The sequence below is a fragment of the Exiguobacterium sp. J17977 genome, from assembly GCF_018616375.1.
GTDB lineage: Bacteria > Bacillota > Bacilli > Exiguobacteriales > Exiguobacteriaceae > Exiguobacterium > Exiguobacterium mexicanum.
Window position 1 is genome coordinate 356,038 of record NZ_JAEQBB010000002.1, and the last position, 26,438, is coordinate 382,475.

Sequence of the window (26,438 nt, forward strand, 5' to 3'; positions counted from 1 at the left end):
AGTCCCCCTTTTATCATTCAATGTCGAAAAATGAAGGTGACGGCAAGAAACCGTCACCTTCATCGATCATTTGGCTTCGTTCAGTTGCGCCGTGATGACACGTGGCAACTCATCGACTGTCGTCTCGAGGACTTCGCCAGTGGCACGTACTTTCACTTCGACGATTCCTTCGCTTGCTTTTTTCCCGACGTTGATCCGAATCGGAAGACCGATTAAATCAGCGTCGGCGAACTTGACGCCAGCCCGTTCCTTACGGTCATCATACAATACATCGTACGTCGATGACAGCTCATCGTACAAACGGTTCGCGAGTTCGAGTTGCGCCTCGTCCTTCGTGTTGATGGCAATCAAGTGCAAATCGAACGGAGCGACGCTCTTCGGCCAGACGATGCCGCGGTCGTCATGATGTTGCTCGATGACGGCCGACAACGTGCGCGAGACGCCGATGCCGTAGCAGCCCATGATGAGCGGTTCGGCCCGCCCTTCTTCGTTCAAGAACGTCGCGCCCATCGCTTCTGAATAGCGCGTGCCGAGCTTGAACACTTGTCCGACTTCAATCCCGCGGGCGAAGCGGACCGGACCCGACTCGTCAGGTGCCATGTCGCCTTCGACGACGAAACGGAGGTCGTGATACGTCAAATGCGACAAGTCGCGTTCGGCGTTGACGTGCGTATAATGGGTGTTCGCCTCGTTGGCGCCACATACCGCGTCGACCAAATATTTGACGGCGTAATCAGCCACGACTTTGACCGGTGAATGAATCGGTCCGAGCGTGCCCGGCTCACAGCCGAACAAGTCGATAATCGTCGCTTCTTCTTCCATTTGGATGTCGAGTCCACCGAGGGCGTTCTTCACTTTGACGTCGTTCGCCTCGTGATCGCCGCGAACGATGGCCATGACCGTCTCGCCGTCGACGTTGAAGAGAACCGACTTGATTGTCGTCTTCGGATCGACGTTCAAGAAACGCGCCACGTCTTCAATCGTCTTATTGTCTTTTGTATCGACTTTGTCGAGGGCGAGCACGTCGGCCGCTTGCATGTCGTAACGGTCGAGCGTTTCCGCCATCTCGATGTTCGCAGCATACGTTGATGAATCCGTATAAACGATCGTATCCTCACCGATTTCGGCGAGCGCTTGGAACTCGTGTGTATCTTTCCCGCCGATGGCACCAGAATCGGCTACGACCGGACGATATTTCAAGCCGATGCGATCAAAGATGTTCGAGTAGGCTTGATACATATTTTTGTACTCTTCGTCCAAGTCGTCTTGTGTAGCGTGGAACGAGTACGAGTCTTTCATCAAGAACTCACGGCCACGGAGCAATCCGAAACGCGGACGACGTTCGTCGCGATACTTCGTTTGAATCTGGTACAAGTTGACCGGTAGTTTTTTATACGAGTTGAGTTCATCGCGCACGATTGACGTAATGAGTTCCTCATGGGTCGCACCGAGTGCGAAACGACGGTCGTGACGGTCCGTCAATCGCATCAATTCTGGACCGTAAATGCCCCAGCGTCCCGTCTCTTCCCATAGTTCAGCCGGTTGAATCGCAGGCATGAGCAACTCTTGCGCTCCGGCCCGATTCATCTCTTCACGGATAATCGTTTGGATATTGTGCAATACGCGATGGCCGAGTGGGAGATATGAATAAATCCCAGCGGCGTTTTGGCGCATGAAGCCCCCACGGACGAGAAGCTGATGGCTGACGGCTTCTGCATCGGCCGGTACTTCTCTTAATGTAGGCATGAACAGTCTCGATTGTTTCATAGGTATCAACGTTTCCCTTCTGTAACTCGATTGGATCTAATTATTTAAAGAATGATTGGATATCATTCCAGGTGACAATCAACATGAGCAGCATGAGTAAGGCGAATCCGATAAAGTGGACGAAGCCCTCCTTTTTCGGATCAATCGGCCGTCCGCGCACCGCCTCGAACAAGAGGAAGATGAGTCGTCCCCCATCGAGCGCCGGAAGCGGCAACAAGTTGAAGATGGCCAAGTTGACGGATAGAAGTGCCGTCCAGTTGAGGAGCATGATGAATCCGCTCGCTGCCACTTCGTCGGTCATGCGGACGATCCCGACCGGACCGGCCAACTGATCGACGCCGACCTGACCTGTCACCAAGTCACCGACCGCGGAGAAGATGAGCGTCGACATCGTCCACGTCGTCTCGGCCCCTGTCGTGAAGGCTTTGGCAGGTGAACGTTCGAGCGCGTTCGTCACGCCTAAAATCCCGACTGTCTCCCCATTTTGCTCGACCGCTTGCGGTGTAATCGTCACCGTTTGCTCGACGTCGTCACGAACATACGTTACTTCGGTCGGTGTGTCGGCACGATCAGCCAATACCGTCCGCAAATCGAGCCAGTTGTCGATCGGTTGACCTTCGATTGAGACGATCTCGTCGCCTGCGACGAGTCCGGCTTGATCGGCGGCCGAGTCCGGTTGGACCGTACCGATTTGACCGTCGTCCGTCGGTGTCCCTTGGACGAGACCGACGATGACGAGAAGAAGGAAGGCAAGGACGAAGTTCATCGCCGGACCGGCTGCAATCGCCAGCACCCGTTTCCAAACGGATTGGGCTCCGAACGTGCGGTCGTAAGGCGCGATTTGAATCTCCATACCTTGGTCGACGAGAAGCGTGTCCCGCTCGAGTGAGTAAACACGGACTTCATCATCGACGAGCAGTTGGACTTTCAATTCGCGGACCGAGTCAAACTTGTCGACCGTCCCGACGACATGAACGTCTTGGGCCTGGTCCGGTTGGAAATAGAGGCGATCGACCGTCCCGGCACTCGTCAGACGCAATCCGACGTGTTGCCCGGCCTTCACTTCGATTGGTTCAAAATCTTCCCCGGCCATTTTGACATAACCGCCGATTGGCAATAGTCGAATCGTATACAGCGTCTCATTTTTTCGGAATGAGAGGATTTTCGGTCCAAACCCGATTGCAAATTCATGACAGAGAATCCCTGCCCGTTTCGCCATGACGAGGTGTCCCCATTCATGAACCGAAATGAGTACCCCAAACATCAAAACGATGGCGATAAAAGTCGTCATTGTCTATTCCCCACCTTCACTTTCCTTGCTGAATTTGTTCTCGAACCGCTCGGTCGATTTGAAGAATCTCCTCGAGCGTCGGTTCTGCAATTACCGTATGTGTCTCCATCGCTTGTTCGACGATGCGTTCGATATCGAGGAAAGCGATCTTCCCGTTCAAGAACAGCTCGACGGCCGCCTCGTTGGCCGCATTGAGCACGGTCGGCATCGAACCACCGGCGCGACCGGCCTCATAGGCGAGGCGTAACGCCGGATAACGTGTCAAATCGGCTTCCGCGAAGTGCAACGTTCCGATTTCTCTCAAGTTTAACCGCTTGTTCCCGTCGATTTCAAGACGTTTCGGGCCCGATAGCGCATAGAGGATCGGGCCTCGCATATCGGGGTTGCCGAGCTGAGCCATGACAGCGGCATCTTTGAACTCGACCATCGAGTGGATGATCGACTCGCGATGGAGCACTACTTCAATATCATTATAATCGATATCGAACAGCCAGTGCGCTTCGATGACTTCGAGTCCTTTGTTGAACATCGTCGCTGAATCGATTGTGATTTTGGCACCCATCGACCAGTTCGGGTGCGCGAGCGCCTCCGCGACGGTCACGCCTTCGAGCTCTTCCCGCGACTTGTCACGAAAACTTCCGCCCGAAGCCGTCAAGATGATTTTCGAGACGTCCTCGCGACGCTCCCCGTTCAAGCATTGATAGACGGCCGAATGTTCACTGTCGACCGGGAGCAGGCTGACGCCATGCTTTTTAACGGCCGCGGTGACGAGATGCCCTGCCGTGACGAGCGTCTCTTTGTTCGCGAGCGCGATGTCTTTCCCCGCTTCGATGGCGGCAAGGGTCGGTTCAAGCCCGACGGCACCGACGACTGCCGTCACGACGACATCGGCCCGTTCAGCCGTCGCACATGCAATCAATCCTTCCAGTCCGATGAAAAAGAGTGGTTCATATGTAAGGCGTGGCTTGAGCTGTTCGAGTACCTCGATATTTTTAGCGGATACGTATTTCGGCCGCAGGCGATTGATCCATTCTTCCGCCACGTCTACGTTCGTTCCGAACGCATATGCCTCAAGTTCAAACAAGTCGGGGTGCTGCTCGATGACGTCACATGTCTGTACGCCAATCGATCCAGTCGCCCCGATTAAGCTGATTCGCTTCATCTTGACACTCCTCTTTTATAACAAATTAAATACCCAAATGACGGTGAATACCGCGATCATACTATCAAACCGGTCTAAAATTCCACCGTGCCCCGGTAACAGATGACCCGAATCTTTCACATTATATTGACGCTTGTACGCTGATTGTACCAAATCACCGAGCTGACCGACGACTGATACGACGACCGCGAGCACCAACACCTCGAGAATCGGCAATACCGGCTCGATGAGCACGTAGACGATGCCAAGGACAATCGCCGATATGATCCCGCCGATGGCACCTTCAATCGTCTTATTCGGGCTGATGGATGGCCATAGCTTCGTCTTTCCGATCGCTTTCCCGGTAAAGTAGGCACCAGAATCGGTCGCCCAAATCATGAACAAGACGAGCAACACTTTGACAAGTCCGTCTTCTGACAGACGGACGAGTGCAAAACTCGAGAATCCGACGACGAGATAGACGGCCGAGACGAAATAAAAGCTCGCATCCTCATACGTGAAACGGTTTTTCGTGACGACCGTCCAAAACAAGAGGAGCATCAAACCGAGCACCATCCACTGGTTCGTCGACATCGGCAAATCGTCAAGGACGAGTCGGCGTTCGAGCAACAACAAGATGAATGGGAACGCCACGAGAAGTGACGTCACGAGAAACGGGAACGCCATCAATTTATGATTGCGCATCAACGTGAACTCGCTCAATCCGATTAAGGCGAGCACGCCCATCAAGATGACGAACGGGCTGCCGCCTAGGGCGATCAACGTGACAAAGATAGCCCCGGCCCAAAGACCGGTAATGATTCGTGTTTTCATGTCACACCCCACCAAACCGACGTGTCCGCGCGTTATATGCCTCAATCGCCTCGACGAAGTGGTCCCGTTTAAACTCAGGCCATAATACGTCCGTGAAATGTAATTCAGCATACGCACCTTGCCAGAGCAAGAAGTTCGAGAGTCGTTGTTCTCCGCTTGTGCGGATAATCAAATCGACGTCTTGCATGTTCGTCATGAGACGCTCGCCAATCATGACGTCATCAATCTCGTCCGGTTGGATGGTGCCGTGAGCCACGTCACTCGCGATTTGTTTCATCGCTTGTACGAGTTCGTCACGTCCACCATAGTTGAGGGCGAAGACGAGATCGAGCCCCGTGTTCATCGCCGTACGGGTCCGGGCCTCATCGACCGCTTCCCGCGTCCCGCGCGGCAGTTTCGTCTCATCGCCTGCGACGAGCACACGTACGTTTTGTTCATCCAATTCCTTTAAATCCGTCTCTAAAAATTGCTTCGGCAACTTCATCAAGAAGTTGACTTCTTCTTCAGGACGCGTCCAGTTCTCCGTCGAGAACGCATAAAGCGTCAAGGAACGGATGCCGAGTTCTTGGGCGGTGCGTACCGCTTCCCGGACCGACTTCATCCCTTCCCGGTGACCCATGATGCGAGGGAGCCCACGCTTCTTCGCCCAACGGCCGTTGCCGTCCATGATGATGGCGACGTGTTCGGGAATGCTCAGTTCCGCCTCGGTCTTTGTTTTAGGATTCACCCATTTAAACATACTCTATCCTCCTGATTGTATGAAAGAGGGACCCTCTCAGTAAAAGGGTCCCCACACAGCTTTTTGGTATACCACTTCCGTGATTACACTTCCATGATTTCTTTTTCTTTCGTCGCTGCAGATTCATCAATCTTTTTGATGTATGAATCCGTTAACGATTGAACGTCATCCGCGTAACCGCGAAGGTCGTCTTCAGTCAAATCCCCATCTTTTTCAAGCTTCTTCAAGTTTTCGTTCGCGTCACGACGTACGTTACGGACAGCCACTTTCGCTTCTTCCGCATACTTTTTCGTCACTTTCACGAGCTCTTTACGGCGCTCTTCTGTCAAAGCTGGGATGGCGAGACGAATGACCGTCCCGTCAGAAGACGGTGAGAGGCCGAGATCGGCTTTTTGAATCGCTTTCTCGACATCTGACACCATCGACTTGTCCCACGGTTGAATCAAGAGTAGACGCGCTTCCGGAGTGTTGATGTTCGCCACTTGGTTGAGCGGAGTCGGTACGCCGTAGTAGTCGACTTGGACCGGGTCCAAGATTGACGCGCTCGCGCGTCCCGTACGAAGTGTCCCGAAATCACGTTTCAAGGCAGCATGGGCTTTCTCCATCTTTTCTTCAGCAGTTTTCAATACGTCATTTACACTCATGAATTGATTCCTCCTACTACCGTCCCGATATGTTCCCCGAGTACGACACGTTTGATGTTTCCTTCTTCAAGCAATGAGAATACAATCAGTGGGATATGGTTGTCCATACATAGTGATGTGGCTGTCGAATCCATCACTTGGAGTCCGTCTTTTAAGACGTCCAAGTACGTGAGTGTGTCGTATTTGACCGCATCCGGAACGAGTTTCGGATCCGCCGAATAGACACCATCGACGTTGTTTTTCCCCATCAAGATGACGTCAGCTTCAATTTCCGCTGCGCGGAGTGCCGCTGTCGTGTCTGTTGAGAAGTATGGGTTCCCCGTCCCAGCCGCGAAGATGACGACTCGACCTTTTTCAAGGTGACGCATCGCCCGACGACGGATGTACGGTTCAGCCACTTGGCGCATTTCGATTGAGGTTTGGACGCGCGTCTGGACACCGTTCGATTCAAGGCTGTCTTGAAGTGCGAGCGAGTTCAACACTGTGGCGAGCATGCCCATATAGTCGGCATTCGCCCGGTCCATGCCGAGTTCGCTGCCCGTTTTTCCGCGCCAGATGTTTCCGGCACCGACGACGACGGCGACTTCGACGCCCAAGGCGACCAACTCTTTGATTTGTCCAGAGATCGAGTTGACGATGGCCGGGTCAATCCCGTACCCTTGATCTCCTGCGAGCGCTTCTCCACTCAATTTTAACACAATTCGCTTATATTTCGGTTCCATACTTTGCCTCCTCTTGCTTGAAAAAAGGGAACACGCTCCCTTAACGAACTAACTCAAGGTTATACAGACGTGTTCCCAATTTTGATTGCATCACGGGTGATGCAGATTATTTTTTAAGTTGGTTCATTACTTCTTCAGCAAAGTTTTCTTCGCGTTTTTCCATACCTTCTCCAACTTCGAAACGTACGAATGAGTTGACACGGCCGCCTTTAGACTCTACGTATTTCCCAACTTTGAAGTCAGCGTCTTTAACGAATGTTTGGTCAACGAGGCAGATTTCCTCGAAGTACTTGTTCATACGTCCCGCGATCATCTTCTCGACGATGTTAGCAGGCTTACCTTCGTTGAGGGCTTGCTCAGTCAAGACTTTCTTCTCACGGTCTGCTTCTTCAGCCGATACTTCGTCGCGTGTCGCGTAAAGTGGGCGTGCTGCTGCGACGTGCATCGCAACGTCTTTCGCAACTGTCTCGTCTGTTGTACCGTCGATGATGACGATCGAACCGATACGTCCACCCATGTGAAGGTACGTGCCGAAGACTGCATCGTCAGCTTTTTCAAGAACTGCGATACGACGGAGTGAGATTTTCTCTCCGATTGTCGAAGCTTCTTCTTGGATGTGCGTCTCAAGTGTTTTACCTGCTACGAACTCAGAAGCAAGTGCTGCTTCAACCGTTGTCGCGCCTGAAGTGAGAACTGCGTTCGCCACGTCTGAAACGAGTGTTTGGAACTTCTCGTTTTTCGCAACGAAGTCTGTTTCTGAGTTGACTTCGACGAGTGTAGCTTTGTTGCCGTCAACCGCTACTGCCGTCAAACCTTCTGCTGCGATACGGTCGCCTTTAGCTGCTGCTTTAGCGATCCCTTTTTCACGAAGGAAGTCGATTGCCGCTTGCATGTCACCGTTTGTTTCAGTGAGTGCTTTTTTGCAATCGAGCATACCTGCGCCTGTTTTTTCACGAAGTTCTTTTACCATTGCTGCTGTAACTGCCATCGGAAATTCCTCCTTGTAAAACTTACGAATTTTTAAGAAAAAGCACTAAGGCTTTTATATACATGTCCTAAAAAAAGGTGATAAAAGGCTTTCCCTTTATCACCTGTTGTCTGACCGATTACTCAGCTTCTGTCGCTTCAGCTTCTGGAGCTACTGCTTCTTCAGCTACTTCTTCTTCGCCTTGCTTCGCTTCGATGATCGCGTCTGCCATCTTAGAAGTGAGCAATTTAACCGCACGAATCGCATCGTCGTTCGCTGGGATGACGTAGTCGATTTCGTCTGGGTCACAGTTTGTGTCGACAATCGCAACGATTGGGATGTTCAATTTGTGAGCTTCTGCAATCGCAATACGCTCTTTACGTGGGTCAACGATGAAGAGGGCATCAGGAACACCTGGCATGTCCTTGATTCCGCCGAGGAACTTCTCAAGACGTGTCATTTCTTTTTTCAAGATGATGACTTCTTTCTTAGGAAGTACTTCGAACGTACCGTCAGCTTCCATTTTCTCAAGCTGCTTCAAGCGGTTGATACGCTTTTTGATTGTTGAGAAGTTAGTAAGTGTTCCACCCAACCAACGCTCATTGATGAAGTACATACCTGAACGGAGTGCTTCTTCTTTGATCGTGTCTTGAGCTTGTTTTTTCGTACCTACGAAGAGGACGTTTCCGCCTTCTGCCGCGAGTTCACGAACGAAGTTGTAAGCTTCGTCTACTTTTTTGACCGTTTTTTGAAGGTCGATGATGTAGATTCCGTTACGCTCCGTGAAGATGTATTTCGCCATTTTTGGGTTCCAACGGCGTGTCTGGTGACCGAAGTGTACACCAGCTTCGAGCAATTGCTTCATTGAGATTACTGCCATGATAAATTTCCTCCTTGTGGTTTAAAAAAGTCCTCCGCCTCGTTCATCGTTGTATTCCGACCTTTCGGCACCGAGGAATACCATCCCGAGACGTGTGTGATGTGTTTAACACCGAAAATTACTATAGCATATGTCAGCCAATCCGGCAACTCTCACTTTTTGCGAAGTTTGGCATAAAGGGCGACTTCGCCCTCACCTTTTCCGAGCAGTCGGGCCGTCTCTCGGACCGAATGGTTCAGCAAAACGTCTTCGACGTGCGGTGCCTGTTGGCGCTCACGGGACGACGGTGCCTCCAGCAGCGAATCCTCAAGTGCAGGTTCCATAGCCGACTCCTCGCTCGAAGGCGCAGGGTGTTTCACGACATCGTTTATCGATTCCATGAACGACAACAGGAGGGCCTCGGTCTCACGCTTCTCTTGTTCGAGTCGCGTGACACGAGCCGTCAGCGCCTGGACTTGACGAAACAAAATCAACAGTCCGTACGCGACGATACAGGCGATCCCGATATAGACGACGGTCATCTCCATCCCTCCTTCACGATGTCTTTTCTTCTAAATAGGAACGTCCGAGCGCCAGCTTCAACGTCTTCAGCGCCTTGGAATGAATTTGGGAGATGCGGGACGTCGATAGTTCCAACACTTCACCGATTTCCGTCAACGTCAACTCGTCGAAATAGAATAACGACACGACGAGCCGCTCTTTCTCAGATAAATGCTCAATCTCGTTCGTCAACACATCGAGCAGCTCGCGCTGCAGAAGTGTATCTTCCGGTTTTTCGGAATCGGGGTCGAAATACGTGACGGACATGACCTTGCCTTCCTCTTGAAGCGTTACCGCCTCATCGATGGACAACATGTTCGCAAAGTAGCCTTCCGCCATTGCCTTCTCGATTTCAGAGACCGGCAATTCGCACGCGTGCGCCAGCTCTTCTTTCGTCGGGGCCCGGTGCAGCTTCTGTTCGAGCTGTTCGGCGACGTGGTCAATCTTTTTCACCCGTTCACGCACCGATCGTGGCAACCAATCGATTTTCCGTAGTCCGTCGATGATCGCGCCCCGAATCCGAAACGCCGCGTACGTGTCAAACTTGTTGTTGTGTTCTGGATCATATTTCATGAGGGCATCGTACAATCCCATGTAACCCAAACTTTTCAATTCGTCGCGTTCGACGCTCTTCGGGAGCGTCACGATCATTCGTTGCACGTGATAATGGATCAGGAACTCATAGTGCGTCAAAAGTTCATTCGCCGTATCCATATCGCGGTCAGTATTCCAACGATCCCACAACTCGGTAAGTTGAGTCGTCATGTCGATCCCCCCTAAATTTCCTTTGTTCCCACGCTGACCGTTCGAATCGACAGGACGCAAGTCGCCACATCAAATTCAATCGTTCGCCCATTGTGTCCACCACAGTCCTCGGCGATGAGCGGGATCCGGTGCGCTTTTAAAGCATTGCGGACGGCCTCGGCATTTCGTTCACCGATACGCATCGCCTCGTTCTCATACTTGAATTGAAACATTTGGGCGCCCCCGGCCATCTTCGCTTGCAGCCGACCGGCCCCGGCCTGTTTCAATGAGGCGACGAGTGCATCGATGGCCGTATCCGCATATTTTCCTACTTCAATCGTTTGATGTTTCCGGGCAATCGCCGAATCCGGCAACATGACGTGGGCCATCGCCGCGACTTGGAGCCGGACGTCGTACAGGATGACCCCGACACACGAACCGAGCCCGGCCGTTCGCAACTTGTTCGGCGCCGTCGTCTGCTTCCATTCCGCAATCCCGATTTTGAGTACTTCAGCCATGGCCCATCAACCGCTGCTTAATCCGTTCGAGCGAGCCATGCGTCGGTAGGAACAACACATGTCCGGCACTTACTTTTCCGTCGATGCGGAACGTCGTATCGATATAGAGCGCCGCATCTTCTTCGGGCTGGACCGATGTGACGACGAATTCGACGATTGAACCGGCCATGTCGACCGCTGTCGCCGGGACGTGAATCGGGATCGGTGTATTCAACCAATCGCCGAGCGCCCGGGCGTAGGCCCCGCTCATGATATTTCCGATCTCTTCCCATGCCGACTGACCGAGTTCATCGGCCGCTTGGAACGTGAACCCGCTCCCGATGAGTGATGAGACCATCATCTCGGCGTCATCGACCGGGAATAGGATGAGGATCATGCCGCTGATGTCGCCTCCGAGCTCTAACAGCACGGACGCCACGTGACGCTCAGGACCGCCGACCCGTTCCGGCAAATACGTGATTGGTTCCATCTCGGCCGAGGAGACGGTAATGTTGACCGGCTTGGCCAACAGCGTCGACAATGCCGTCGCTGCATGGCCCGATCCGATATTACCAAGTTCTTTCAATAAATCTTGCTCGAACTCACTCAGCATGTTGTTCCTCGAACAACGCGTTGGCGTCTAGAAGCGAGAACAGTTTGTCCTCCCCTTTCGCGATCGCCGTCAAATGAGCCGACAACATGTCTCGACTCGATTCAGGAATCGGCTCGAGGCGAACGTCTTCGCTTTCGACGACCTCGTTGGCGCGGTCGACGATAAAGCCGGCATCGCCTTGATTGAGCGAGGCGATCAAAATCCGGGTCTCGTCGGTCGGTTCAATCGCTTCATAACCGAGGCGGAGGCGAAGGTCGATGACCGGTGTGACGACACCGCGCAGATTGATGACACCTTTGACGTGAGCCGGTGCGTTCGGGACGCGTGTGACCGGTTGTACCCGTTCAATCGAGCGGACCGATTGGACATCGATCCCGTACGTGTTCGTTCCCAGTGAAAAGACTACCCATTTTTGTTCCATGCTTCTTCCTCCTTAGAACAGATCGTTGCTGTCGACAATCAAGGCGACACGCCCGTCTCCGAGTATCGTCGCACCCGAGATGGCCGGAATGCCCTCGAGATACGTACCGAGCGGCTTCATGACAATCTCTTGTTGGCCAATCAAATCGTTGACGACCACACCGACGAGTTTATTTCCTTTGCGGACGACGACGACCGGGAATTGCGTCTTCGTTTCCGTCTCAATCGCAAACATTTCTTTTAAATAGACGAGCGGGACGAGCTGACCTCGGAAATCGAAGACACGTTCGCGATGGGCCGTCAAAATGTCGGCCTCGTCGAGAAGCGTCGTCTCGAGAATCGATGACAGCGGGATGGCGTACGTCTCCTCACCCGCTTGAACGAGCATCGCTGAGATGATGGACAGCGTGAGCGGAAGGCTGACTTGGAATTTCGTCCCTTGTCCGACGACCGTCTCGAGCGTGACGACCCCACCGAGTGACTCGATTTTGTTTTTGACGACGTCAAGACCGACACCACGACCAGACAAATCGGTGACGACGTCTGCCGTCGAGAAACCTGGGGCGAAGATGAGCATGGCCACTTCGTTATCGGTCATCGTTGTTGCTTCTTCCGGCGTGATGACACCGCGCTCGAGCGCTTTCGACCGGACTTTATCGACGTGGATTCCTGCCCCGTCGTCCTCGATTTCAATGAAGACACGGTTGCCGCCATGATAGGCCCGGAGCGCAAGACTTCCTTGCTCCGGCTTCCCGGCTGCAACACGGACTTCCGGCAGTTCGATGCCGTGGTCGATGGCGTTGCGAATCAAGTGAACGAGCGGGTCGCCGATCTCATCGATGACCGTCCGATCAAGTTCCGTCTCCGCGCCCGTGATATCAAGCTGGACTTTCTTATGGATGTCTTTCGCGACCGAACGCACCATGCGTGGGAAGCGGTTGAACACTTGCTCGATCGGCATCATCCGGAGCGTCAGGACGAGTGATTGGAGTTCGTTCGTCCCGCGTTTGATTTTCTCGACCGTCTCGTTCAATTCTGGCTGTCCGACTTCATCGGCGAGCCGCTCGAGACGACCGCGGTCGATAATGAATTCTTCGAATAAGTTCATTAAGCGATCAATCCGTTCCAAGTTGACGCGAATCGTCTTCGCCTGGGCGACAGCCTGTTCTTTCGGCTCGTCCGCCTCGACTTTCGGTTTCGGTTCCGCGACGGCGCCCGTCTCAACACTGACGGCGACTTCCGGTTCGCTTGATGCACTCGTATACACCGTCACGTGGACGCACTCGACTTCTGATACTTGCGACACGGCGTGTTCAATCACGTCGGCCGTCTCTTGTGACACAAACAAGACGTCAAATGAGAGGTCGAACTGCTCTTGTTCGATGGCCTCGGTTTCCGGTAACGTCCGGACGACTTCGCCGAGCTCTTGCAGGCGATCGAATACCATATAGGCACGCGCCGCTTTCAAGACGACGGCATCGGATAGTTTCACGTGCAATTGGAACGCCTCGAAGCCCGTCTCCTTCGCTTGCGTGATGACCGAATCCGTATAAAGGTCGGCCGTGAAGACGTTGGTCTCGACCGTCGGAGCCGCCTTTGGCGTGCTGCCGATGAACGACTGGAACGCAGACACCGTCGCAGCGACATCGACGTTCGCGCCGCGGCCGCCGGTCTCGATATTGGCGATCATCTCTTCGATTTGTTCCATCGCAGAGAACATCGTGTCGAGCAACAGCTGGTTGCTCTCTTTCTTGCCGGCCCGAACCAAGTCGAGCGCGCTCTCCATCTCATGCGTCAAGTTGGCCACACTCTCGTAACCCATCGTCGCCGACATGCCTTTGAGCGTATGCGCGGAGCGGAAAATCTCTTGAATCGCATCTTGGCTGCCCGTCTGTTCAAGTTTTAACAGTTGGGTGTTCACCGATTGAATATGTTCTTGCGACTCATCTAAAAACAATCCTAAGTATTCGTTCACGTCCATCTATAATGCCTCCCTGTCGTTAAACTCGGTTCCACTGACGTTTCAAGTTCCCCATCAAACGATCCATGAAATGACGTGGTTTCGGCGGTGTCCCGGTCAAGGTCGTTAAAATCCGCTCTAACCGCCAACTGATATCACTTTTCCGGTCCAGATGGTAAAACGGGACTTGGGCGATGACCGCTCGTCTGACCGTGGCGTCATCTGGTAAATACCCGAGGAATCGAATCGATTTCTTTAAAAACTGCTCACACGCAACTTCCATTCGTTCAAAACATTGCAGCGCTTCCTCACCCGATTGGGCCCGATTGACGATGACGCCGAGCGGCAAGTCTGGGCTCTGACGATGCACCAGCTTCGTATAGGCGTACCCGTCCATGAGCGAGGTCGGTTCCGGCGTCAAGATGAGAAACATCTCATCGCATCCTTCAATGAATTGAAGGGATGTGTCGGTCGCCCCAGCCCCCATGTCGAACAGGACATAATCGTATTCAGTGAGCACTTCGAGTTCACGCATAAAAAATTGCATATCGGCATGTGAGAATTGGACTAGTTCGTCGAGTCCACTCCCCCCATGTAATATATCGACACCATGCACGCCTTTCTGAACCGAGGCGGCCAGCGGAATTCGGGCTTTGACCGAATCCATCATCGTCCGCGACCGCGAGGCGTTCAACAAGATATGCACGTTCGCCATCCCGATGTCGAGATCGACGATTAACACGCGCTTGCCGAGCTCGACGAGGCCGATGGCCGTGTTGACACAGACGTTCGTCTTGCCGACCCCGCCTTTCCCGCTCGCGAAAGCGATTGTCGTCGGTGGGGCCTCTGTTTTCGCCCTTAGACGTCTTGCTTGGTCCATTGGGTCCACCCTTCTTTCTCAAGCAACCGATCGGTCAGCCGGGCCGGGTCCCCGTTGACGAGGTCGTCCGGCACTTCTTGTCCGTCCGTCAGCCAAGCGACCGGCAATCCGCTCTCGCGAACCATCCGGTACATCGCGTGGATGTCGCTCGTCTCATCGGCTTTCGTGAAGATGAGCGACCCGAGCGGCAACGGCTCGAACTGACGATAAATCATGTCCATATCTCGCATCTTCGACGTCAGGCTGAGGACGAGCGAGAGACTCGTCTCCGAAAAGTCGTGATGTCGCTCGAACTGCTCGACATACGCCTCGTCGCGGAAGTTACGGCCGGCCGTATCAATCAAAATGATGTCTTTGCGAGCGAACAACTGTTTCGCCCGCTTGAAGTCATCAAAATCGTAGGCGACCTCGACCGGGATGTCTAAAATCTCGGCGTACGTCTTCAATTGTTCAATCGCCGCAATCCGATACGTATCCGTCGTGATCAAGCCGACCGAGAGCCCATGCTCGAGCTTGTAGTGCGCGGCAAGTTTCGCGAGCGTCGTCGTCTTGCCGACGCCGGTCGGACCGACGAGCATCATGTACCGCTTCGGTTCGGGTACGGGCAAGAAGGAACTTCGGATTTGATCGCGGACGTAACGCTCGACGGCATCGACCGATTTTGTCGTGTAATACAGCTCCTGAATCGCTTCGTCCCACGACTCGCCGTGAAACGATTCGGACGCGAGCAGTGCTTCGACGTGTGCCAGTGGTGCCGGCAACCGTCTCGCTGCCGACATGTCAGGCGCAGCGCCCACCACGTTTAGGGGCTGCGATTGACGTCTTGGCGCCGGCTCAGGTTTCGGTGCTGTGACCGGCTTCGTGACCGTACGCGGTTTGACGGCGAGCGGTGCTTTCTCGAGCGCGGCGATGACCTCGACATGTTGTGAGGCGAACAAGCCGAGCCACCCTTTCTTCACTTGGCGCGAATTCAAGATGACGGCGTCATCGCCAAATTCTTGTTTGACTTTCGCCATCGCTTCCGCCATCGTCTTGCCTGTATATTTTTTGATTTGCATTTAAATCACCCCAATACTTTTCACTTCAACCGAGCTGAGCAGTTCGTTGTAGGCGAGGACCGGCACGTCCGGATAATACCGTTCGAGCAATTGTCTCACGAACAGACGGATCGTCGGCGAACAGAGAATGACGGCCGAAGCACCATAACGTTCGAACATGGATAGTTGCTCGCCCGAGCGTTCGATTATCTCGCGCGCTTGTTCCGGGTCGAGCGCCAAATAGTTGCCGAACTCCGTTTTTTGAACGGCGTCTTGTATCAACTGTTCGGTCTGACCGCCGAGCGTGACCACATAGAGCGGTCCGTCGGGCGGACTGACTTGGTCCGTCAATTGGCGGGACAGACCTTGCCGGCAATATTCGCCGAGGATGTCTGCGTCTTTCGTCACTTTGCCGTAATCGGCCATCGTCTCGAATAAGAGCGGTAAGTTGCGAATCGAGACATGTTCTTTCAACAGATGACGGAGCACCTTTTGAATGTCGCCAATCGACAAGACGGACGGTGTCACGTCTTCGACGAGCACCGGGTGTGTCTCTTTCAAATGTTCGACGAGTTGTTTCGTCTCTTCGCGGCCGAGAAGGTCGGCGGCATGTTTCTTGAGCGTCTCGGTCAAATGTGTCGCCACGACGGATGGCGGATCGACGACGGTATACCCGCTCATTTCGGCACGGGTGCGCGTCTCTTCATCAATCCATAGCGCCGGGAGACCGAACGCCGGCTCCGTCGTTTCAATTCCATACACTTCCGGATCTTCAATGCCGGGGCTCATCGCCAAGTAATGATCGAGCAAGAGTTCGCCTTCCGCGACGACGTTCCCTTTCACTTTGATCCGATACGCATTCGGTGACAGTTGCAGATGGTCGCGAATCCGAACCGTCGGCAAGATGAACCCGAGTTCGAGTGCGAGCTGACGTCGGATCATGACGACCCGGTCGAGCAAATCGCCGCCTTGCGATTCATCGGCGAGCGGAATGAGTCCGTAGCCGAACTCGAACTCGATGGCATCAATCTGTAACAGCGAGACGACCGTCTCAGTCGGTGCCGCCGGTTCTTCTTCCGGTAACGGCGTGTCGATGGTCCGTTTCAAATTGCGACGCATCGTATAAGCGCCGTAGAACGTGGCGCCGGCAATGATCAGTGTCACCGGGAGCAGACTCGGTGAGATGATTCCAAGCATGATGACGATGGAGCCGGCGATATAGAGCAGCGTCGGGTTTTGCCCGAGCTGGTCGACGACGTCTTCGCCGAGGTTCCCGTCCGAGACAGCACGTGTGACGATAATCCCGGTTGCTGTCGAGATGAGGAGCGCCGGGATTTGACCGACGAGCCCGTCCCCAATCGTCATGAGCGAGAACTTTTGGAACGCTTCGCCGACCGGTAGACCCATGTCGACGACACCGATGATGATTCCGAAAATCAAGTTGATGGCGACGATGATAATCCCGGCGATGGCGTCCCCTTTGACGAACTTCGAGGCCCCATCCATCGACCCATAAAAGTCGGCTTCGCTTTGAATCTTTTTCCGGCGGATTTGCGCGTCTTTGTCATCAATCAATCCCGAGTTCAAATCGGCATCGATGGCCATCTGTTTCCCTGGCATCGCATCGAGGGTGAAACGTGCCGACACTTCGGATACGCGTTCGGCCCCTTTCGTGATGACGACGAACTGGATGATGACGAGGATGAGAAAGACGACGAATCCGACGAGCACTTTCCCGCCGACGACAAAGTCTCCAAATGTTGCGATGACTTCCCCACCGTATCCGGTCGAGAGAATCGAACGTGTCGTCGACACGTTCAATCCGAGCCGGAATAACGTCACAATCAGCAACAGCGAAGGAAAAACCGAGAAGTCGAGTGCTTCCCGGGCGTTCATCGCGACGAGCAAAATGAGCAACGCAATGAGTATATTGACAATGATTAAGAAATCTAACATGAACCCCGGTAACGGGATGACGAGCATGACGACGATCATGAGAACGCCGATCAATACCGCAAAATCTTTAGCTTTTACAGCCAATACATACTCCTCCTCAAGACGGTTGTTTCAATTGATAGACGAATGCGAGCACTTCGGCGATCGCCTGATAAAACGACTCGTCAACGACTTCCCCGATATCCATTTGGGCGTACAACGCACGGGCCAACGGTTTGTTTTCGACAATCGGGATATCATGTTCTTTGGCCACGTCACGGATATTGAAGGCGACGCGATCGACCCCTTTGGCGACGACGAGCGGCGCGAAGTCTTTCGTGTCGTCGTACCGGATGACGACGGCATAATGGGTCGGGTTGGTGATGACGACGTCCGCATTCGGGATTTCTTGCATCATGCGGCGCATCGCCATCTCCCGTTGTTGTTGTTTGATTTTCGACTTGATGAGCGGGTCACCTTCACTGTTCTTATACTCGTCTTTAATATCTTGCTTCGACATGCGAATCGATTTCTCAAAATCGAACCGTTGATAGAAAAAGTCGAGTAACGCGAGCGCGAGCAAGGCCACACTCACCCACAGTCCGAGTTCAATCGTGATATGGGCGAGCGCGATGACCGATTCACGGATATGTTCGACCGCCATGCGGGACAGTTCTTTTTGGTTCTGCCAGAGCACGGCGACGGCAGTCGTCAGGATAATCAATAATTTGAATAAGGACTTTAAAAATTCGACGACCGCTTTCATACTGATAATCCGTTTGACCCCTTTAATCGGATCGATTCGTTCGAGTTTCGGTTGAATCGCTTCTGCCGAGAACAACGTCCCGATTTGAAGGTAGTTGATTAATATCCCGAACACGACGGCGACCACGAAGAACGGGCCCACGATCAGTCCGACGCGAAGCAACAAGTCGGTGAGCATGCCGGACAATCCGTTCGACAGATCGAACAGCAAATAACTCGGACCGAGCAAATCTTTCGTCACACTGAACAACTGTTTGCCGAGATACGGCCCTAAGAACGATAACATGAGAAACATCGCGAACAAGGCGAAAGCCCCGGTCAAATCGGCCGACTTGGCCACTTGGCCTTTCTTGCGCGAGTCCTCTCGTTTACGCGGTGTTGCTTTTTCGGTTTTTTCTCCTGCAAAAAATTGAAGATCGACCGATAAGGTATATAGAGGCTTCATGAGGCGTCTCCTAGCACAGTCATAAAATCACGTAACACTTCTTGTAAAATCGGGATGAATTGGCTGATGCCGTTCAAGGTCAACCCCATCATGACGACCATGACCGAAAATCCCGCAATCAGCTTGAATGAAAATCCGATTGCAAAAATATTGAATTGCGGCGCCGATTTCGCCAAGAATCCGAGCGCCATGTCGACGAGCAAGAGCGATGCCATGAGCGGAAAGGCAAGTTGCAAGGCGACCATCATCGTCATCGTGACGACCTTGACGGCCATCATGAGTGACGCTTCGCTGAAGTCGATAATTGGCTGACCCGGCGGATAAATTTGAAAGCTATAATAGATGCCATCAATCAGCAGCAGATGTAAGTTGCTCGACAGCATGATAAACAACGTGAAAATATAGTAGAATCGACCAATCAGCGGCGACTGGCCTCCAAACATCGGGTCATAGGCCGATGCCATCGCGAGTCCGAGCTGTAAATCGATGACGCCACCCGCAATCTGGGGCGCGAAAAATAATATGTTAATCAATATACCGAGCACCAAGCCGATCAACACCTCGTACAATACCTGCAAGATATAGGCTTGGCCGAGATCGAGTGGCTCTGTCACCGTGAACATCGCATAGTACGCTAAAAAGGCACTGAACGCGACGCGGTGCATGACCGGCAGTTGCCGGGATGAAAATAACGGGACGCTCACGAAGAAGCCTGACAGACGGGCGAACGTCAATCCATACAGACTGATGAAATCGACCGCGTTCATTTCGAGGCGACCTCGACCATGAGTTCAAAAATCAAACGGGTGAACCCTTCAATCTGTTGCAGCATCCAAGGTCCGAAGACGACGAGCCCGATAAAGACCGAGACGATCTTTGGGACGAACGATAGCGTCTGTTCTTGAATTTGTGTCGTCGCCTGTAAAATCGAAATGACGAGACCGACGACGAGCGAAATCAATAAGAGCGGCATCGAGATTTTCAATAACGTCCACACACTCTCCGTCGCCAAATAAATGACCATTTCCTGCGTCATATTCGTTCCTCCTACATACTTCTAAGCAAGGACTCCACAATCAAGTGCCATCCATCCACCAACACAAACAGTAACAATTTGAACGGCAAGGCGATCATGACCGGCGGAAGCATCATCATCCCCATTGACATGAGGACACTTGCTACGACCATATCTATAATCAAAAATGGCAAGAAGATCATGAACCCGATTTGGAACGCCGTTTTCAACTCGCTAATCGCATAGGCCGGGACCATCGCGAGCAGCGGGACGTCTTCGACCGACTCAGGTTGCTCATAGTTCCCATATTTAATAAATAATTGCAAATCCTCTTGGCGCGTATATTGGGCCATGAATCGTTTCATCGTATTCCCAGCCTCTTCGAACGCCTCGTCTTGACTGATTTCGTCATCCATATAAGGCGACAATGCTTTGTCATTCAACTCCGATAGCACAGGCGACATGACGAACAACGTGATGAACAGGGCGAGCCCGATAATCAACTGGTTCGGTGGCGTCTGTTGCGTCCCGAGTGCCGGACGGATGAACGACAGCACGACGACGACCCGTGTGAAACAAGTCATCAAGATTAAAAACGAGGGCGCGAGCGTGAGCAAAGTGAGCACGACCAATAGTTTGATTGAGGTCGATGTACTATCTGGCGTCTCCAAGTTAATCAATTGTTCAATCGTCGTCATCGTTTCTTCCTCACTTCTTCAATCTGGGCCAACTGTTGTTTGAACGTGTCGAGAAAAGCCGACGAGTTCGACTGGTTCAAGGTCGGGGCATCGAGCGCCGCTTCGTCCATCGCTTCGGCATCAATCCGGTCGAGCAATTGAATCGAGTCGCCGACACCGAGCACGTACACTTGTTCACCGAGCTTGACGAGTTGCACCGAACGGTCTTTGCCGAGCGGGACACCGCCGAGATGGGTCAAATGCTGAGCCGACTTCACGCCTTGCGTCCGTGCGTTCAACCAACGCACGAGGACGAGGAACCCACCGATGACGACGACCATGCTCAAGATGAGCTTGATGGCCATGCCGACCGATGAGACGGCCGATGTGACCGGTTCGTCTTTCGTGTCTGGCTGTTGCTGTTCGAACTGTTGGTCGACGGTGGCGGCCTCGACCGTGGCCGGGACGAATAACCCAGCCACGAGAAGGATAATCAACCACCACTTGTTCATTGTGCGACCGTTTTTGAGACTGCTTCGACGACGCGTTCAGCGTTGAACGGTTTGACGATGAAGTCTTTTGCTCCTGCTTGAATCGCATCGATGACCATTGCTTGTTGTCCCATCGCCGAACACATGATTACTTTCGCGTTCGAATCGAACCCACGGATTTCTTTCAATGCGGCCAAGCCGTCCATTTCTGGCATCGTGATGTCGAGCGTGACGAGGTCGGGCATGAGTTCACGATATTTCGCGACCGCATCGACACCGTTCTCCGCTTCTCCGACGACTTCAAATCCATTCTTTGTCAAGATATCCTTAATCATCATGCGCATGAACGCCGCGTCATCTACTACTAAAATTTTTGCACTCATTGTTCTTCCTCCTTAAACGATGCCAATCCGCTCGTGCGGTTGGATAATTTCTGTTACACGGACGCCGAAGTTCTCTTCAATGACGACGACTTCGCCGCGGGCGATCCGTTGTTGGTTCACATAAATATCGACCGGCTCACCGGCCAACTTATCGAGTTCGATAATTGAACCTTGTGACAGCTCGAGCACTTCTCGGACCGAACGTTTCGTCCGCCCGAGTTCGACCGTCACGTTGAGCGGCACGTCATACAACAACCCAAGATTCGCTGGAATCGAGTCGTTCGTCGTCGGTGCGTGGAGCGGCATGAACTCTGCCTGGCTCACGGCGACCTCTGGTACCGATTTCGCTTGCGGACGTACCGGTTGCTGAGCGGCTGGTGCCGGTGCTTTCGGCGCTTCCTGTTTCGGTGCGGCAGGGGCAGCTGCCGGAGCCGGAGCGACCGGGGCTGGTGATGTGGCGGCCATCAGTTCGTTGACGAGTTGTTTCCCGAACTGGACCGGTGCGATTTGAACGATTTTCGAATCGATTAACGTGCCAACCTTCAAGTTGAACTCGATGAGTACCATTGTCTCCCAAAGCTCGAGACGGTCGATAATCGTTTGGTTTTTCGTCGCATCGAACACTTCGACAAGCGGTGGTGAAATATCAATTTTTTTCGAGAATACGGTCGACAGGGATGTCGCTGCCGCTCCCATCATTTGGTTCATCGCCTCTTGGACGGCTGACAGACGAATTTCATCAAGTCCTTCTGGATCGACGCCAATCCCGGTCCCACCGAGCATCAAGTCTGAGATGATGGCGGCGTCTTCACGTGTCAATACGAGCACGTTCTCGCCTTGCAAGCCTTCCGTATAGCCGACTCGAAGTGCAACGTGCGGCGTTGGATAACGCTCGCGCAGCGCATCGATGGTGACTTCACTGACGATCGGCGTCGTGATTTCTACTTTTTGTTGCAATAACGTCGATAGCGCCGTCGCCGAGTTACCGAACGAGATATTTCCGATTTCTCCTAAGGCGTCGCTTTCCATCGAATCAAGATGCTCTTCAGGATTTGCCTCCGGTTTTGACGACTCGCTCGTCCCGCGCAATAACGCGTCTATTTCATCTTGTGACAACATCTCACTCATTGCTCTTCCTCCTTCACCCGGTGGAGCACTTGGACCGCCATCCGCTTCCCGCTCACACCGACTTGCCCTCTGAACACTTTATTTTCTCCTACCATGATCGATAATGGGTCTTTCACCAATTGATCGAGCGTCAAGCAATCCCCGACCTCTAAATGCAACAAGTCGCCGAACGTGATTGTCGTCTCCCCGAGCAGGGATACGACCTCGACCGACGAGTTCATCAACTGGGCTTTGAGCGGTTCTTTGCTGTTCCCGCTCGCATTCCGTCGGTTCGCCTCTTGCATCCAGTAATGACTCGACAGTTTCGATAACACCGGCTCAATCGTCACGAACGGCAAACAGACGTTGATCGTGCCGCTCACTTCGCCGATGGTGACGCCGATCGAGACGAGGACGACCGTCTCGTTTGGCGAGACGAGTTGAAGGAACTGGGGATTGACCTCGACCGCTGTCATCTCTGACTTGATTTCGGCAATCGATTCCCAGGCGTCTCCGTATCCTGCAAACGCTCGTTTGTATAATTGCGTCAAGATGCGCATCTCGATTTCCGTGAAGCTCTCGACTTTTTCAATCTCGACCCCGGGACCGCCGAGTAAGCGGTCGAGCATCGCGTACGAGATGTTCGGATTCACTTCGATGATGAAACGGCCATTGAGCGGCGGCGCTTCAATCAAGTTGATCATCGTCATGCTCGGAATAGAATGAATGAATTCGTCATACGGAAGCTGTTCGACCGAGTTGACCGTAAACTGGACGTACGTCCGGAGCTGGGCCGAGAAGAACGTGGTCAGCATCCGTGTGAAATGCTCATGAATCCGGGTCAAGCTTCGGATTTGGTCTTTCGAGAAGCGGACCGCCCGTTTAAAGTCATATTGCCGGACTTTCCGCTCTTCTTCCTGGGCCAAAAAGGAGTCGGCTTCGACGTCGCCACTGCTTAACGCCGATAGCAAGGCATCAATTTCTTGTTGAGATAAGACTTCTCCCATGATGCCACCTCACTGTATGATTTTCTTCGTCATATAGACGCGTTGGACCTCACCTGACTCCAACAGCCCGTTTAATTGTTTACGGAGCGACTGCTCAAACTTTTGCATGTCTTCTTTCGTCGTGAGCTTCGCTTTCGTCATGCCGGCCAAGTCACCGAGGATGACGTTATGCACTTGGAACTTTCGAAGTTCGAGATCTTCTTTCGTCTCCGCGGCATCGGTCACGATCGTGAACTGGACGTTGATGAAACGCTCATCTTGGATGTTCGTCGTCATATCGTCCGTCGTGAAGCTGCGTTCGGCCAACTCTTCGGCGGTGACGGGTTTCGTCTTCGCCGTCACGTTGTCCCCGAACAAATATTTATAAGTCATGAATCCGGCCCCGCCCATGACGAGCAGGACGACTAACAGGATGAGCACCATCTTCATGGCGCCGCCTTTTTGTTTTTCTTCACTCATCTTCTTCACCTCGTATGCCTATCGTTCCAACCAGACCGATCGAGGCATAGAACGCCGTCGTCCGGTCGATGATTTGTTGTTTCGTCTCGCTGACGATATACGTCTTGCCGTTATACAAGTGAATGATCGTGTCGGGCTCGGCTTTGACCGTCTCGATGAACAAGGCGTTCAGCACAAGTTCTTCACCCCGGAGCGTCGTGACGTGAATCATCAGCGTTTCAAGTTGACGAGTTCTTGGAGAATTTCGTCCGATGTTGTGATGATTCGTGTGTTCGCTTGGAAACCACGTTGGGCGACAATCATTTCTGTGAACTCTTCAGACAAGTCGACGTTCGACATCTCGAGTGCGCCCGAGACGAGCTCGCCACGACCATCTTGTCCAGCGATTCCGCCGTTCGGCACGCCTGAGTTTTGCGATTGAATGAAGTTGTTCGCACCGACTTTTGACAATCCGGCGTTGTTGGCGAACGTGACGACTTGGATTTGACCGACGACTGTCGAAGCTCCGGCGTTATCGACGTAGCTGACTTGTCCGTCTTTCCCGATTGAGAGCGACTTCGCCCCAGTCGGGATATTGATGCGGCCTCCGTTCGTATTAAGGACATAAGCCCCATCCCCGTTCACGAGGTCGCCGGCGTTGTCCGTGTAGAAGTTACCGGCCCGCGTGTATTGCGTCTGTCCGTTCACGTCCAAGGCGAAGAACCCTTCACCCGAGATTCCGACGTCAAGCGCCCGGCCAGAGTTTTGCATGGCACCTTGGTTATAGACGTTATCGACGGTCGCCATCGTGCCCCCGAGACCGACTTCTTTCGGGTTGACCCCGCCGCTCAAACCGTTCGCCGCCGTCGCACTGCCGACTTGTTGGCTGACGAGGTCTTTGAACGTGACGCGCCCTTTTTTATAACCGAACGTGTTGACGTTGGCGATGTTGTTCCCGACGACATCAAGCTTCGATTGGAAGTTCTTTAATCCACTGATACCTGAGTACATTGCTCTTAACATGATGAATCCTCCTATGCTGATTTGATGGAAGTGATGTTGTACACGTTGACGGACGTTCCGTCTTCAAGGTCGGCCACATAGCCGGCTTCGGTCTTCGAAATCGAGATAACACGTCCCGAGCCTTTAATCGTCTCGGTTTCCGTTTCATTTGTATAAGCGACCGTTTGCCCGATCATATTGCTGAACTCCGAAATCGAGGCCATTTGTCGGTCGACGAGCACCGAGTCGAGTTGTTTCGAGATCGTCTGCATCTGTTCGAGAGACGAGAACTGAGCCATCTGTGCGATGAACTCACGGTCTTCCATCGGTGACATCGGGTCTTGGTTGGCGAGCTGGGCGAGCAACAGTTTCAAGAACATACTTTGATCGTATTGGTTCGTCGCTTTCGGCATCGATTGATCCGGGAGCGTGTAATCATTCGTCTTCGGCTGGATGATCGTCATCGTCAGGGTCTCCTTTCGGTTGTTCATGGTGTTCCGGTTCAGGTTGGTCGAACTCATTGAAGCTCGAGTTTTTCGTCTCTAGCGCTTGTTGGGTCAAGTTGACCTCGACGCGGACGTTCGGGTTCGCGGGTTGGAGCGTCTGTTGCAACTGTCCTAATTGTGATTGCAGTAACTGCTTCGCTTCTTGGTTACTCGCAAACAGCTTGACGACGAGTTCCCCGTTCTGCCGTTCGAGTTTGACGACGAGTTCCCCTAGCTGTTCCGGATAAAGCCGGACCGTGAACACTTTCGACCCATCGGCCCCGCTCTTGAACGGTGCCCGTTGCAAGGCCGCTTCGATCCGGGCCTGCATGTTCTCAGGCAATGAGCCTTTCGAAGCGTACATTACCATCTCAGAGTCGATGCTCGGTTTGGACCACGTCATGCTTTTCGGCAGCCAGTCGGTCTCTTTGACCGGCTGTTGTACCTGTACGGGTTGCGTTTCAGGTTGTGTCACACCGGGTAAAGGTTTTGGGGTCTGTCCGAGCGTCCCTTTAAATTGCGCAACGACTTGCTGGATGATGCGCACGTTCTCCTCGACTTGATCGGCCGGCACCGTTTGGACGAGTGTGTCCGTCTCTTTCTTCGTGAGCGTGAATGAGAGCGTCGGCGCCGCCGCTTGGCTTGTGAGGAGTACTGGCAACTCCTCCGGGACCGGGACCGTTGCCGGTTCCGGGGCGACTTGGTTTAAGATCCCGATATAGGCATCCATGAACTTGCGATACGCATCGGCCGGTAGCGACTTCAGCCATTGCAGGCTATCCGGCTGTTGAAGCCACTGCTCTAAACGATTCGATACGTTCTCGAGCGGGAGTGATGTTTCGTCTTCCGAGACGGGCATTGCTTCAGGCGCCGCGGTCGGGGTCGTACCGAGCATGGCCGAGAGCAATTCTAAAAACTGTCCGGTCGGGGTCGCAGTCGCTTCCCCGCCTTTTTGTGGTGCCCCTTGCATCGATTGGGCCAGTAAGGCGATATTCATCATCATGTCCTCCTT

Annotated in this window: 31 protein-coding genes; all 31 read right to left on the reverse strand. The window is 53.1% G+C overall.

Annotated elements, in window-relative coordinates; genetic code table 11:
* Positions 1–66 precede the first annotated feature (66 nt).
* The 31 genes from KNO58_RS05330 to KNO58_RS05480 all read right to left on the reverse strand — a co-directional run bounded on the left by KNO58_RS05330 (position 67) and on the right by KNO58_RS05480 (position 26,423).
* Positions 67–1,767, reverse strand: a complete 1,701-nt coding sequence (locus KNO58_RS05330) for a proline--tRNA ligase (protein ID WP_214752208.1) — start codon at positions 1,765–1,767, stop codon at positions 67–69.
* A 40-nt stretch (positions 1,768–1,807) separates the two neighbouring features.
* Entirely contained in the window at positions 1,808–3,058 is a 1,251-nt protein-coding gene (gene rseP / locus KNO58_RS05335; RefSeq protein WP_214752209.1) for an RIP metalloprotease RseP, read from the reverse strand.
* Positions 3,059–3,074: 16 nt separating this feature from the next.
* Positions 3,075–4,220 (reverse strand): 1-deoxy-D-xylulose-5-phosphate reductoisomerase, encoded by a 1,146-nt coding sequence (dxr, locus tag KNO58_RS05340; protein ID WP_214752210.1) that lies wholly within the window; start codon positions 4,218–4,220, stop codon positions 3,075–3,077.
* Between the two features lie 15 nt (positions 4,221–4,235).
* Complete coding sequence (locus tag KNO58_RS05345; protein ID WP_214752211.1) at positions 4,236–5,033, reverse strand: phosphatidate cytidylyltransferase; 798 nt, start codon at positions 5,031–5,033, stop codon at positions 4,236–4,238.
* A gap of 1 nt (position 5,034) precedes the next feature.
* Positions 5,035–5,772, reverse strand: coding sequence for an undecaprenyl pyrophosphate synthase (locus tag KNO58_RS05350; protein WP_214752212.1), 738 nt, complete (start codon positions 5,770–5,772; stop codon positions 5,035–5,037).
* A gap of 83 nt (positions 5,773–5,855) precedes the next feature.
* Positions 5,856–6,416: a ribosome recycling factor gene (gene frr / locus KNO58_RS05355; protein ID WP_214752213.1), complete on the reverse strand. Its 561-nt coding sequence runs from the start codon at positions 6,414–6,416 to the stop codon at positions 5,856–5,858.
* The gene (gene pyrH / locus KNO58_RS05360) at positions 6,413–7,138 is read right to left on the reverse strand and encodes a UMP kinase (protein WP_021067148.1); all 726 of its coding nucleotides are present in this window, start codon (positions 7,136–7,138) and stop codon (positions 6,413–6,415) included. Before pyrH ends, frr begins: the two co-directional genes overlap by 4 nt.
* 106 nt (positions 7,139–7,244) lie before the next feature.
* Entirely contained in the window at positions 7,245–8,126 is an 882-nt protein-coding gene (gene tsf / locus KNO58_RS05365; protein WP_214752214.1) for a translation elongation factor Ts, read from the reverse strand.
* Between the two features lie 118 nt (positions 8,127–8,244).
* On the reverse strand, positions 8,245–8,985 hold the full coding sequence (rpsB, locus tag KNO58_RS05370; protein WP_021067146.1) for a 30S ribosomal protein S2: 741 nt from the start codon (positions 8,983–8,985) through the stop codon (positions 8,245–8,247).
* A 152-nt stretch (positions 8,986–9,137) separates the two neighbouring features.
* Entirely contained in the window at positions 9,138–9,506 is a 369-nt protein-coding gene (locus tag KNO58_RS05375) for a hypothetical protein (protein WP_214752215.1), read from the reverse strand.
* Positions 9,507–9,519: 13 nt separating this feature from the next.
* Positions 9,520–10,290, reverse strand: coding sequence for a FliA/WhiG family RNA polymerase sigma factor (locus tag KNO58_RS05380; RefSeq protein WP_021067144.1), 771 nt, complete (start codon positions 10,288–10,290; stop codon positions 9,520–9,522).
* Positions 10,291–10,301: 11 nt separating this feature from the next.
* Positions 10,302–10,787, reverse strand: coding sequence for a chemotaxis protein CheD (locus tag KNO58_RS05385; protein ID WP_214752216.1), 486 nt, complete (start codon positions 10,785–10,787; stop codon positions 10,302–10,304).
* On the reverse strand, positions 10,780–11,379 hold the full coding sequence (locus KNO58_RS05390; protein WP_021067142.1) for a chemotaxis protein CheC: 600 nt from the start codon (positions 11,377–11,379) through the stop codon (positions 10,780–10,782). The genes KNO58_RS05385 and KNO58_RS05390 overlap by 8 nt, the downstream gene beginning before the upstream one ends.
* Positions 11,369–11,800 carry a chemotaxis protein CheW gene (locus KNO58_RS05395; protein WP_029595691.1) on the reverse strand — a complete coding sequence of 144 codons (432 nt, stop codon included), beginning with the start codon at positions 11,798–11,800 and terminating at the stop codon, positions 11,369–11,371. The genes KNO58_RS05390 and KNO58_RS05395 overlap by 11 nt, the downstream gene beginning before the upstream one ends.
* Before the next feature lie 12 nt (positions 11,801–11,812).
* Positions 11,813–13,780, reverse strand: a complete 1,968-nt coding sequence (locus tag KNO58_RS05400; RefSeq protein WP_214752217.1) for a chemotaxis protein CheA — start codon at positions 13,778–13,780, stop codon at positions 11,813–11,815.
* A 19-nt stretch (positions 13,781–13,799) separates the two neighbouring features.
* A complete protein-coding gene (locus KNO58_RS05405; protein ID WP_214752218.1) occupies positions 13,800–14,639 on the reverse strand; it encodes a MinD/ParA family protein in 840 nt (279 codons plus the stop codon).
* Positions 14,618–15,697, reverse strand: coding sequence for a flagellar biosynthesis protein FlhF (locus KNO58_RS05410; RefSeq protein WP_214752219.1), 1,080 nt, complete (start codon positions 15,695–15,697; stop codon positions 14,618–14,620). The genes KNO58_RS05405 and KNO58_RS05410 overlap by 22 nt, the downstream gene beginning before the upstream one ends.
* Positions 15,698–17,671: a flagellar biosynthesis protein FlhA gene (gene flhA, locus KNO58_RS05415; protein WP_251026115.1), complete on the reverse strand. Its 1,974-nt coding sequence runs from the start codon at positions 17,669–17,671 to the stop codon at positions 15,698–15,700.
* Between the two features lie 58 nt (positions 17,672–17,729).
* The gene (gene flhB, locus KNO58_RS05420; RefSeq protein WP_214752221.1) at positions 17,730–18,821 is read right to left on the reverse strand and encodes a flagellar biosynthesis protein FlhB; all 1,092 of its coding nucleotides are present in this window, start codon (positions 18,819–18,821) and stop codon (positions 17,730–17,732) included.
* A complete protein-coding gene (gene fliR / locus KNO58_RS05425) occupies positions 18,818–19,588 on the reverse strand; it encodes a flagellar biosynthetic protein FliR (protein WP_021067135.1) in 771 nt (256 codons plus the stop codon). Before fliR ends, flhB begins: the two co-directional genes overlap by 4 nt.
* The gene (gene fliQ / locus KNO58_RS05430) at positions 19,585–19,857 is read right to left on the reverse strand and encodes a flagellar biosynthesis protein FliQ (RefSeq protein WP_021067134.1); all 273 of its coding nucleotides are present in this window, start codon (positions 19,855–19,857) and stop codon (positions 19,585–19,587) included. The genes fliR and fliQ overlap by 4 nt, the downstream gene beginning before the upstream one ends.
* A gap of 11 nt (positions 19,858–19,868) precedes the next feature.
* Positions 19,869–20,534, reverse strand: coding sequence for a flagellar type III secretion system pore protein FliP (fliP, locus tag KNO58_RS05435; RefSeq protein WP_214752222.1), 666 nt, complete (start codon positions 20,532–20,534; stop codon positions 19,869–19,871).
* Positions 20,531–21,025 (reverse strand): flagellar biosynthetic protein FliO, encoded by a 495-nt coding sequence (locus KNO58_RS05440; RefSeq protein ID WP_214752223.1) that lies wholly within the window; start codon positions 21,023–21,025, stop codon positions 20,531–20,533. The genes fliP and KNO58_RS05440 overlap by 4 nt, the downstream gene beginning before the upstream one ends.
* Complete coding sequence (locus KNO58_RS05445) at positions 21,022–21,387, reverse strand: response regulator (RefSeq protein ID WP_021067131.1); 366 nt, start codon at positions 21,385–21,387, stop codon at positions 21,022–21,024. Before KNO58_RS05445 ends, KNO58_RS05440 begins: the two co-directional genes overlap by 4 nt.
* Before the next feature lie 12 nt (positions 21,388–21,399).
* On the reverse strand, positions 21,400–22,515 hold the full coding sequence (fliY, locus tag KNO58_RS05450; RefSeq protein ID WP_214752224.1) for a flagellar motor switch phosphatase FliY: 1,116 nt from the start codon (positions 22,513–22,515) through the stop codon (positions 21,400–21,402).
* On the reverse strand, positions 22,512–23,501 hold the full coding sequence (gene fliM, locus KNO58_RS05455) for a flagellar motor switch protein FliM (protein WP_021067129.1): 990 nt from the start codon (positions 23,499–23,501) through the stop codon (positions 22,512–22,514). Before fliM ends, fliY begins: the two co-directional genes overlap by 4 nt.
* Before the next feature lie 9 nt (positions 23,502–23,510).
* Positions 23,511–23,960 carry a flagellar basal body-associated FliL family protein gene (locus tag KNO58_RS05460; RefSeq protein ID WP_021067128.1) on the reverse strand — a complete coding sequence of 150 codons (450 nt, stop codon included), beginning with the start codon at positions 23,958–23,960 and terminating at the stop codon, positions 23,511–23,513.
* Positions 23,953–24,171 (reverse strand): flagellar FlbD family protein, encoded by a 219-nt coding sequence (locus KNO58_RS05465; RefSeq protein ID WP_214752225.1) that lies wholly within the window; start codon positions 24,169–24,171, stop codon positions 23,953–23,955. The genes KNO58_RS05460 and KNO58_RS05465 overlap by 8 nt, the downstream gene beginning before the upstream one ends.
* Positions 24,171–24,962, reverse strand: a complete 792-nt coding sequence (gene flgG, locus KNO58_RS05470) for a flagellar basal body rod protein FlgG (protein ID WP_214752226.1) — start codon at positions 24,960–24,962, stop codon at positions 24,171–24,173. Before flgG ends, KNO58_RS05465 begins: the two co-directional genes overlap by 1 nt.
* Positions 24,963–24,973: 11 nt before the next feature.
* Positions 24,974–25,405, reverse strand: a complete 432-nt coding sequence (locus KNO58_RS05475) for a flagellar hook capping FlgD N-terminal domain-containing protein (protein ID WP_214752227.1) — start codon at positions 25,403–25,405, stop codon at positions 24,974–24,976.
* Entirely contained in the window at positions 25,377–26,423 is a 1,047-nt protein-coding gene (locus tag KNO58_RS05480; RefSeq protein ID WP_251026090.1) for a flagellar hook-length control protein FliK, read from the reverse strand. The genes KNO58_RS05475 and KNO58_RS05480 overlap by 29 nt, the downstream gene beginning before the upstream one ends.
* Between the last annotated feature and the right edge of the window lie 15 nt (positions 26,424–26,438).

Coding starts and splice junctions, on each gene's coding strand:
- KNO58_RS05375 (WP_214752215.1), bottom strand. CDS start 9,506: ATGACCGTCGTCTATATCGGGATCGCCTGTATCGTCGCGTACGGACTG.
- frr (WP_214752213.1), bottom strand. CDS start 6,416: ATGAGTGTAAATGACGTATTGAAAACTGCTGAAGAAAAGATGGAGAAA.
- pyrH (WP_021067148.1), bottom strand. CDS start 7,138: ATGGAACCGAAATATAAGCGAATTGTGTTAAAATTGAGTGGAGAAGCG.
- KNO58_RS05465 (WP_214752225.1), bottom strand. CDS start 24,171: ATGATTCACGTCACGACGCTCCGGGGTGAAGAACTTGTGCTGAACGCC.
- flgG (WP_214752226.1), bottom strand. CDS start 24,962: ATGTTAAGAGCAATGTACTCAGGTATCAGTGGATTAAAGAACTTCCAA.
- fliQ (WP_021067134.1), bottom strand. CDS start 19,857: ATGACGCAGGAAATGGTCATTTATTTGGCGACGGAGAGTGTGTGGACG.
- tsf (WP_214752214.1), bottom strand. CDS start 8,126: ATGGCAGTTACAGCAGCAATGGTAAAAGAACTTCGTGAAAAAACAGGC.
- fliM (WP_021067129.1), bottom strand. CDS start 23,501: ATGGGAGAAGTCTTATCTCAACAAGAAATTGATGCCTTGCTATCGGCG.
- fliR (WP_021067135.1), bottom strand. CDS start 19,588: ATGAACGCGGTCGATTTCATCAGTCTGTATGGATTGACGTTCGCCCGT.
- fliY (WP_214752224.1), bottom strand. CDS start 22,515: ATGAGTGAGATGTTGTCACAAGATGAAATAGACGCGTTATTGCGCGGG.
- KNO58_RS05460 (WP_021067128.1), bottom strand. CDS start 23,960: ATGAGTGAAGAAAAACAAAAAGGCGGCGCCATGAAGATGGTGCTCATC.
- KNO58_RS05400 (WP_214752217.1), bottom strand. CDS start 13,780: ATGGACGTGAACGAATACTTAGGATTGTTTTTAGATGAGTCGCAAGAA.
- KNO58_RS05380 (WP_021067144.1), bottom strand. CDS start 10,290: ATGACGACTCAACTTACCGAGTTGTGGGATCGTTGGAATACTGACCGC.
- fliP (WP_214752222.1), bottom strand. CDS start 20,534: ATGACGACGATTGAACAATTGATTAACTTGGAGACGCCAGATAGTACA.
- KNO58_RS05385 (WP_214752216.1), bottom strand. CDS start 10,787: ATGGCTGAAGTACTCAAAATCGGGATTGCGGAATGGAAGCAGACGACG.
- KNO58_RS05445 (WP_021067131.1), bottom strand. CDS start 21,387: ATGAGTGCAAAAATTTTAGTAGTAGATGACGCGGCGTTCATGCGCATG.
- dxr (WP_214752210.1), bottom strand. CDS start 4,220: ATGAAGCGAATCAGCTTAATCGGGGCGACTGGATCGATTGGCGTACAG.
- rseP (WP_214752209.1), bottom strand. CDS start 3,058: ATGACGACTTTTATCGCCATCGTTTTGATGTTTGGGGTACTCATTTCG.
- KNO58_RS05440 (WP_214752223.1), bottom strand. CDS start 21,025: ATGAACAAGTGGTGGTTGATTATCCTTCTCGTGGCTGGGTTATTCGTC.
- KNO58_RS05345 (WP_214752211.1), bottom strand. CDS start 5,033: ATGAAAACACGAATCATTACCGGTCTTTGGGCCGGGGCTATCTTTGTC.
- KNO58_RS05390 (WP_021067142.1), bottom strand. CDS start 11,379: ATGCTGAGTGAGTTCGAGCAAGATTTATTGAAAGAACTTGGTAATATC.
- rpsB (WP_021067146.1), bottom strand. CDS start 8,985: ATGGCAGTAATCTCAATGAAGCAATTGCTCGAAGCTGGTGTACACTTC.
- flhA (WP_251026115.1), bottom strand. CDS start 17,671: ATGATCGTCGTCATGCTCGTCATCCCGTTACCGGGGTTCATGTTAGAT.
- KNO58_RS05475 (WP_214752227.1), bottom strand. CDS start 25,405: ATGACGATCATCCAGCCGAAGACGAATGATTACACGCTCCCGGATCAA.
- KNO58_RS05350 (WP_214752212.1), bottom strand. CDS start 5,772: ATGTTTAAATGGGTGAATCCTAAAACAAAGACCGAGGCGGAACTGAGC.
- KNO58_RS05410 (WP_214752219.1), bottom strand. CDS start 15,697: ATGCAAATCAAAAAATATACAGGCAAGACGATGGCGGAAGCGATGGCG.
- flhB (WP_214752221.1), bottom strand. CDS start 18,821: ATGAAGCCTCTATATACCTTATCGGTCGATCTTCAATTTTTTGCAGGA.
- KNO58_RS05405 (WP_214752218.1), bottom strand. CDS start 14,639: ATGGACCAAGCAAGACGTCTAAGGGCGAAAACAGAGGCCCCACCGACG.
- KNO58_RS05480 (WP_251026090.1), bottom strand. CDS start 26,423: ATGAATATCGCCTTACTGGCCCAATCGATGCAAGGGGCACCACAAAAA.
- KNO58_RS05330 (WP_214752208.1), bottom strand. CDS start 1,767: ATGAAACAATCGAGACTGTTCATGCCTACATTAAGAGAAGTACCGGCC.
- KNO58_RS05395 (WP_029595691.1), bottom strand. CDS start 11,800: ATGGAACAAAAATGGGTAGTCTTTTCACTGGGAACGAACACGTACGGG.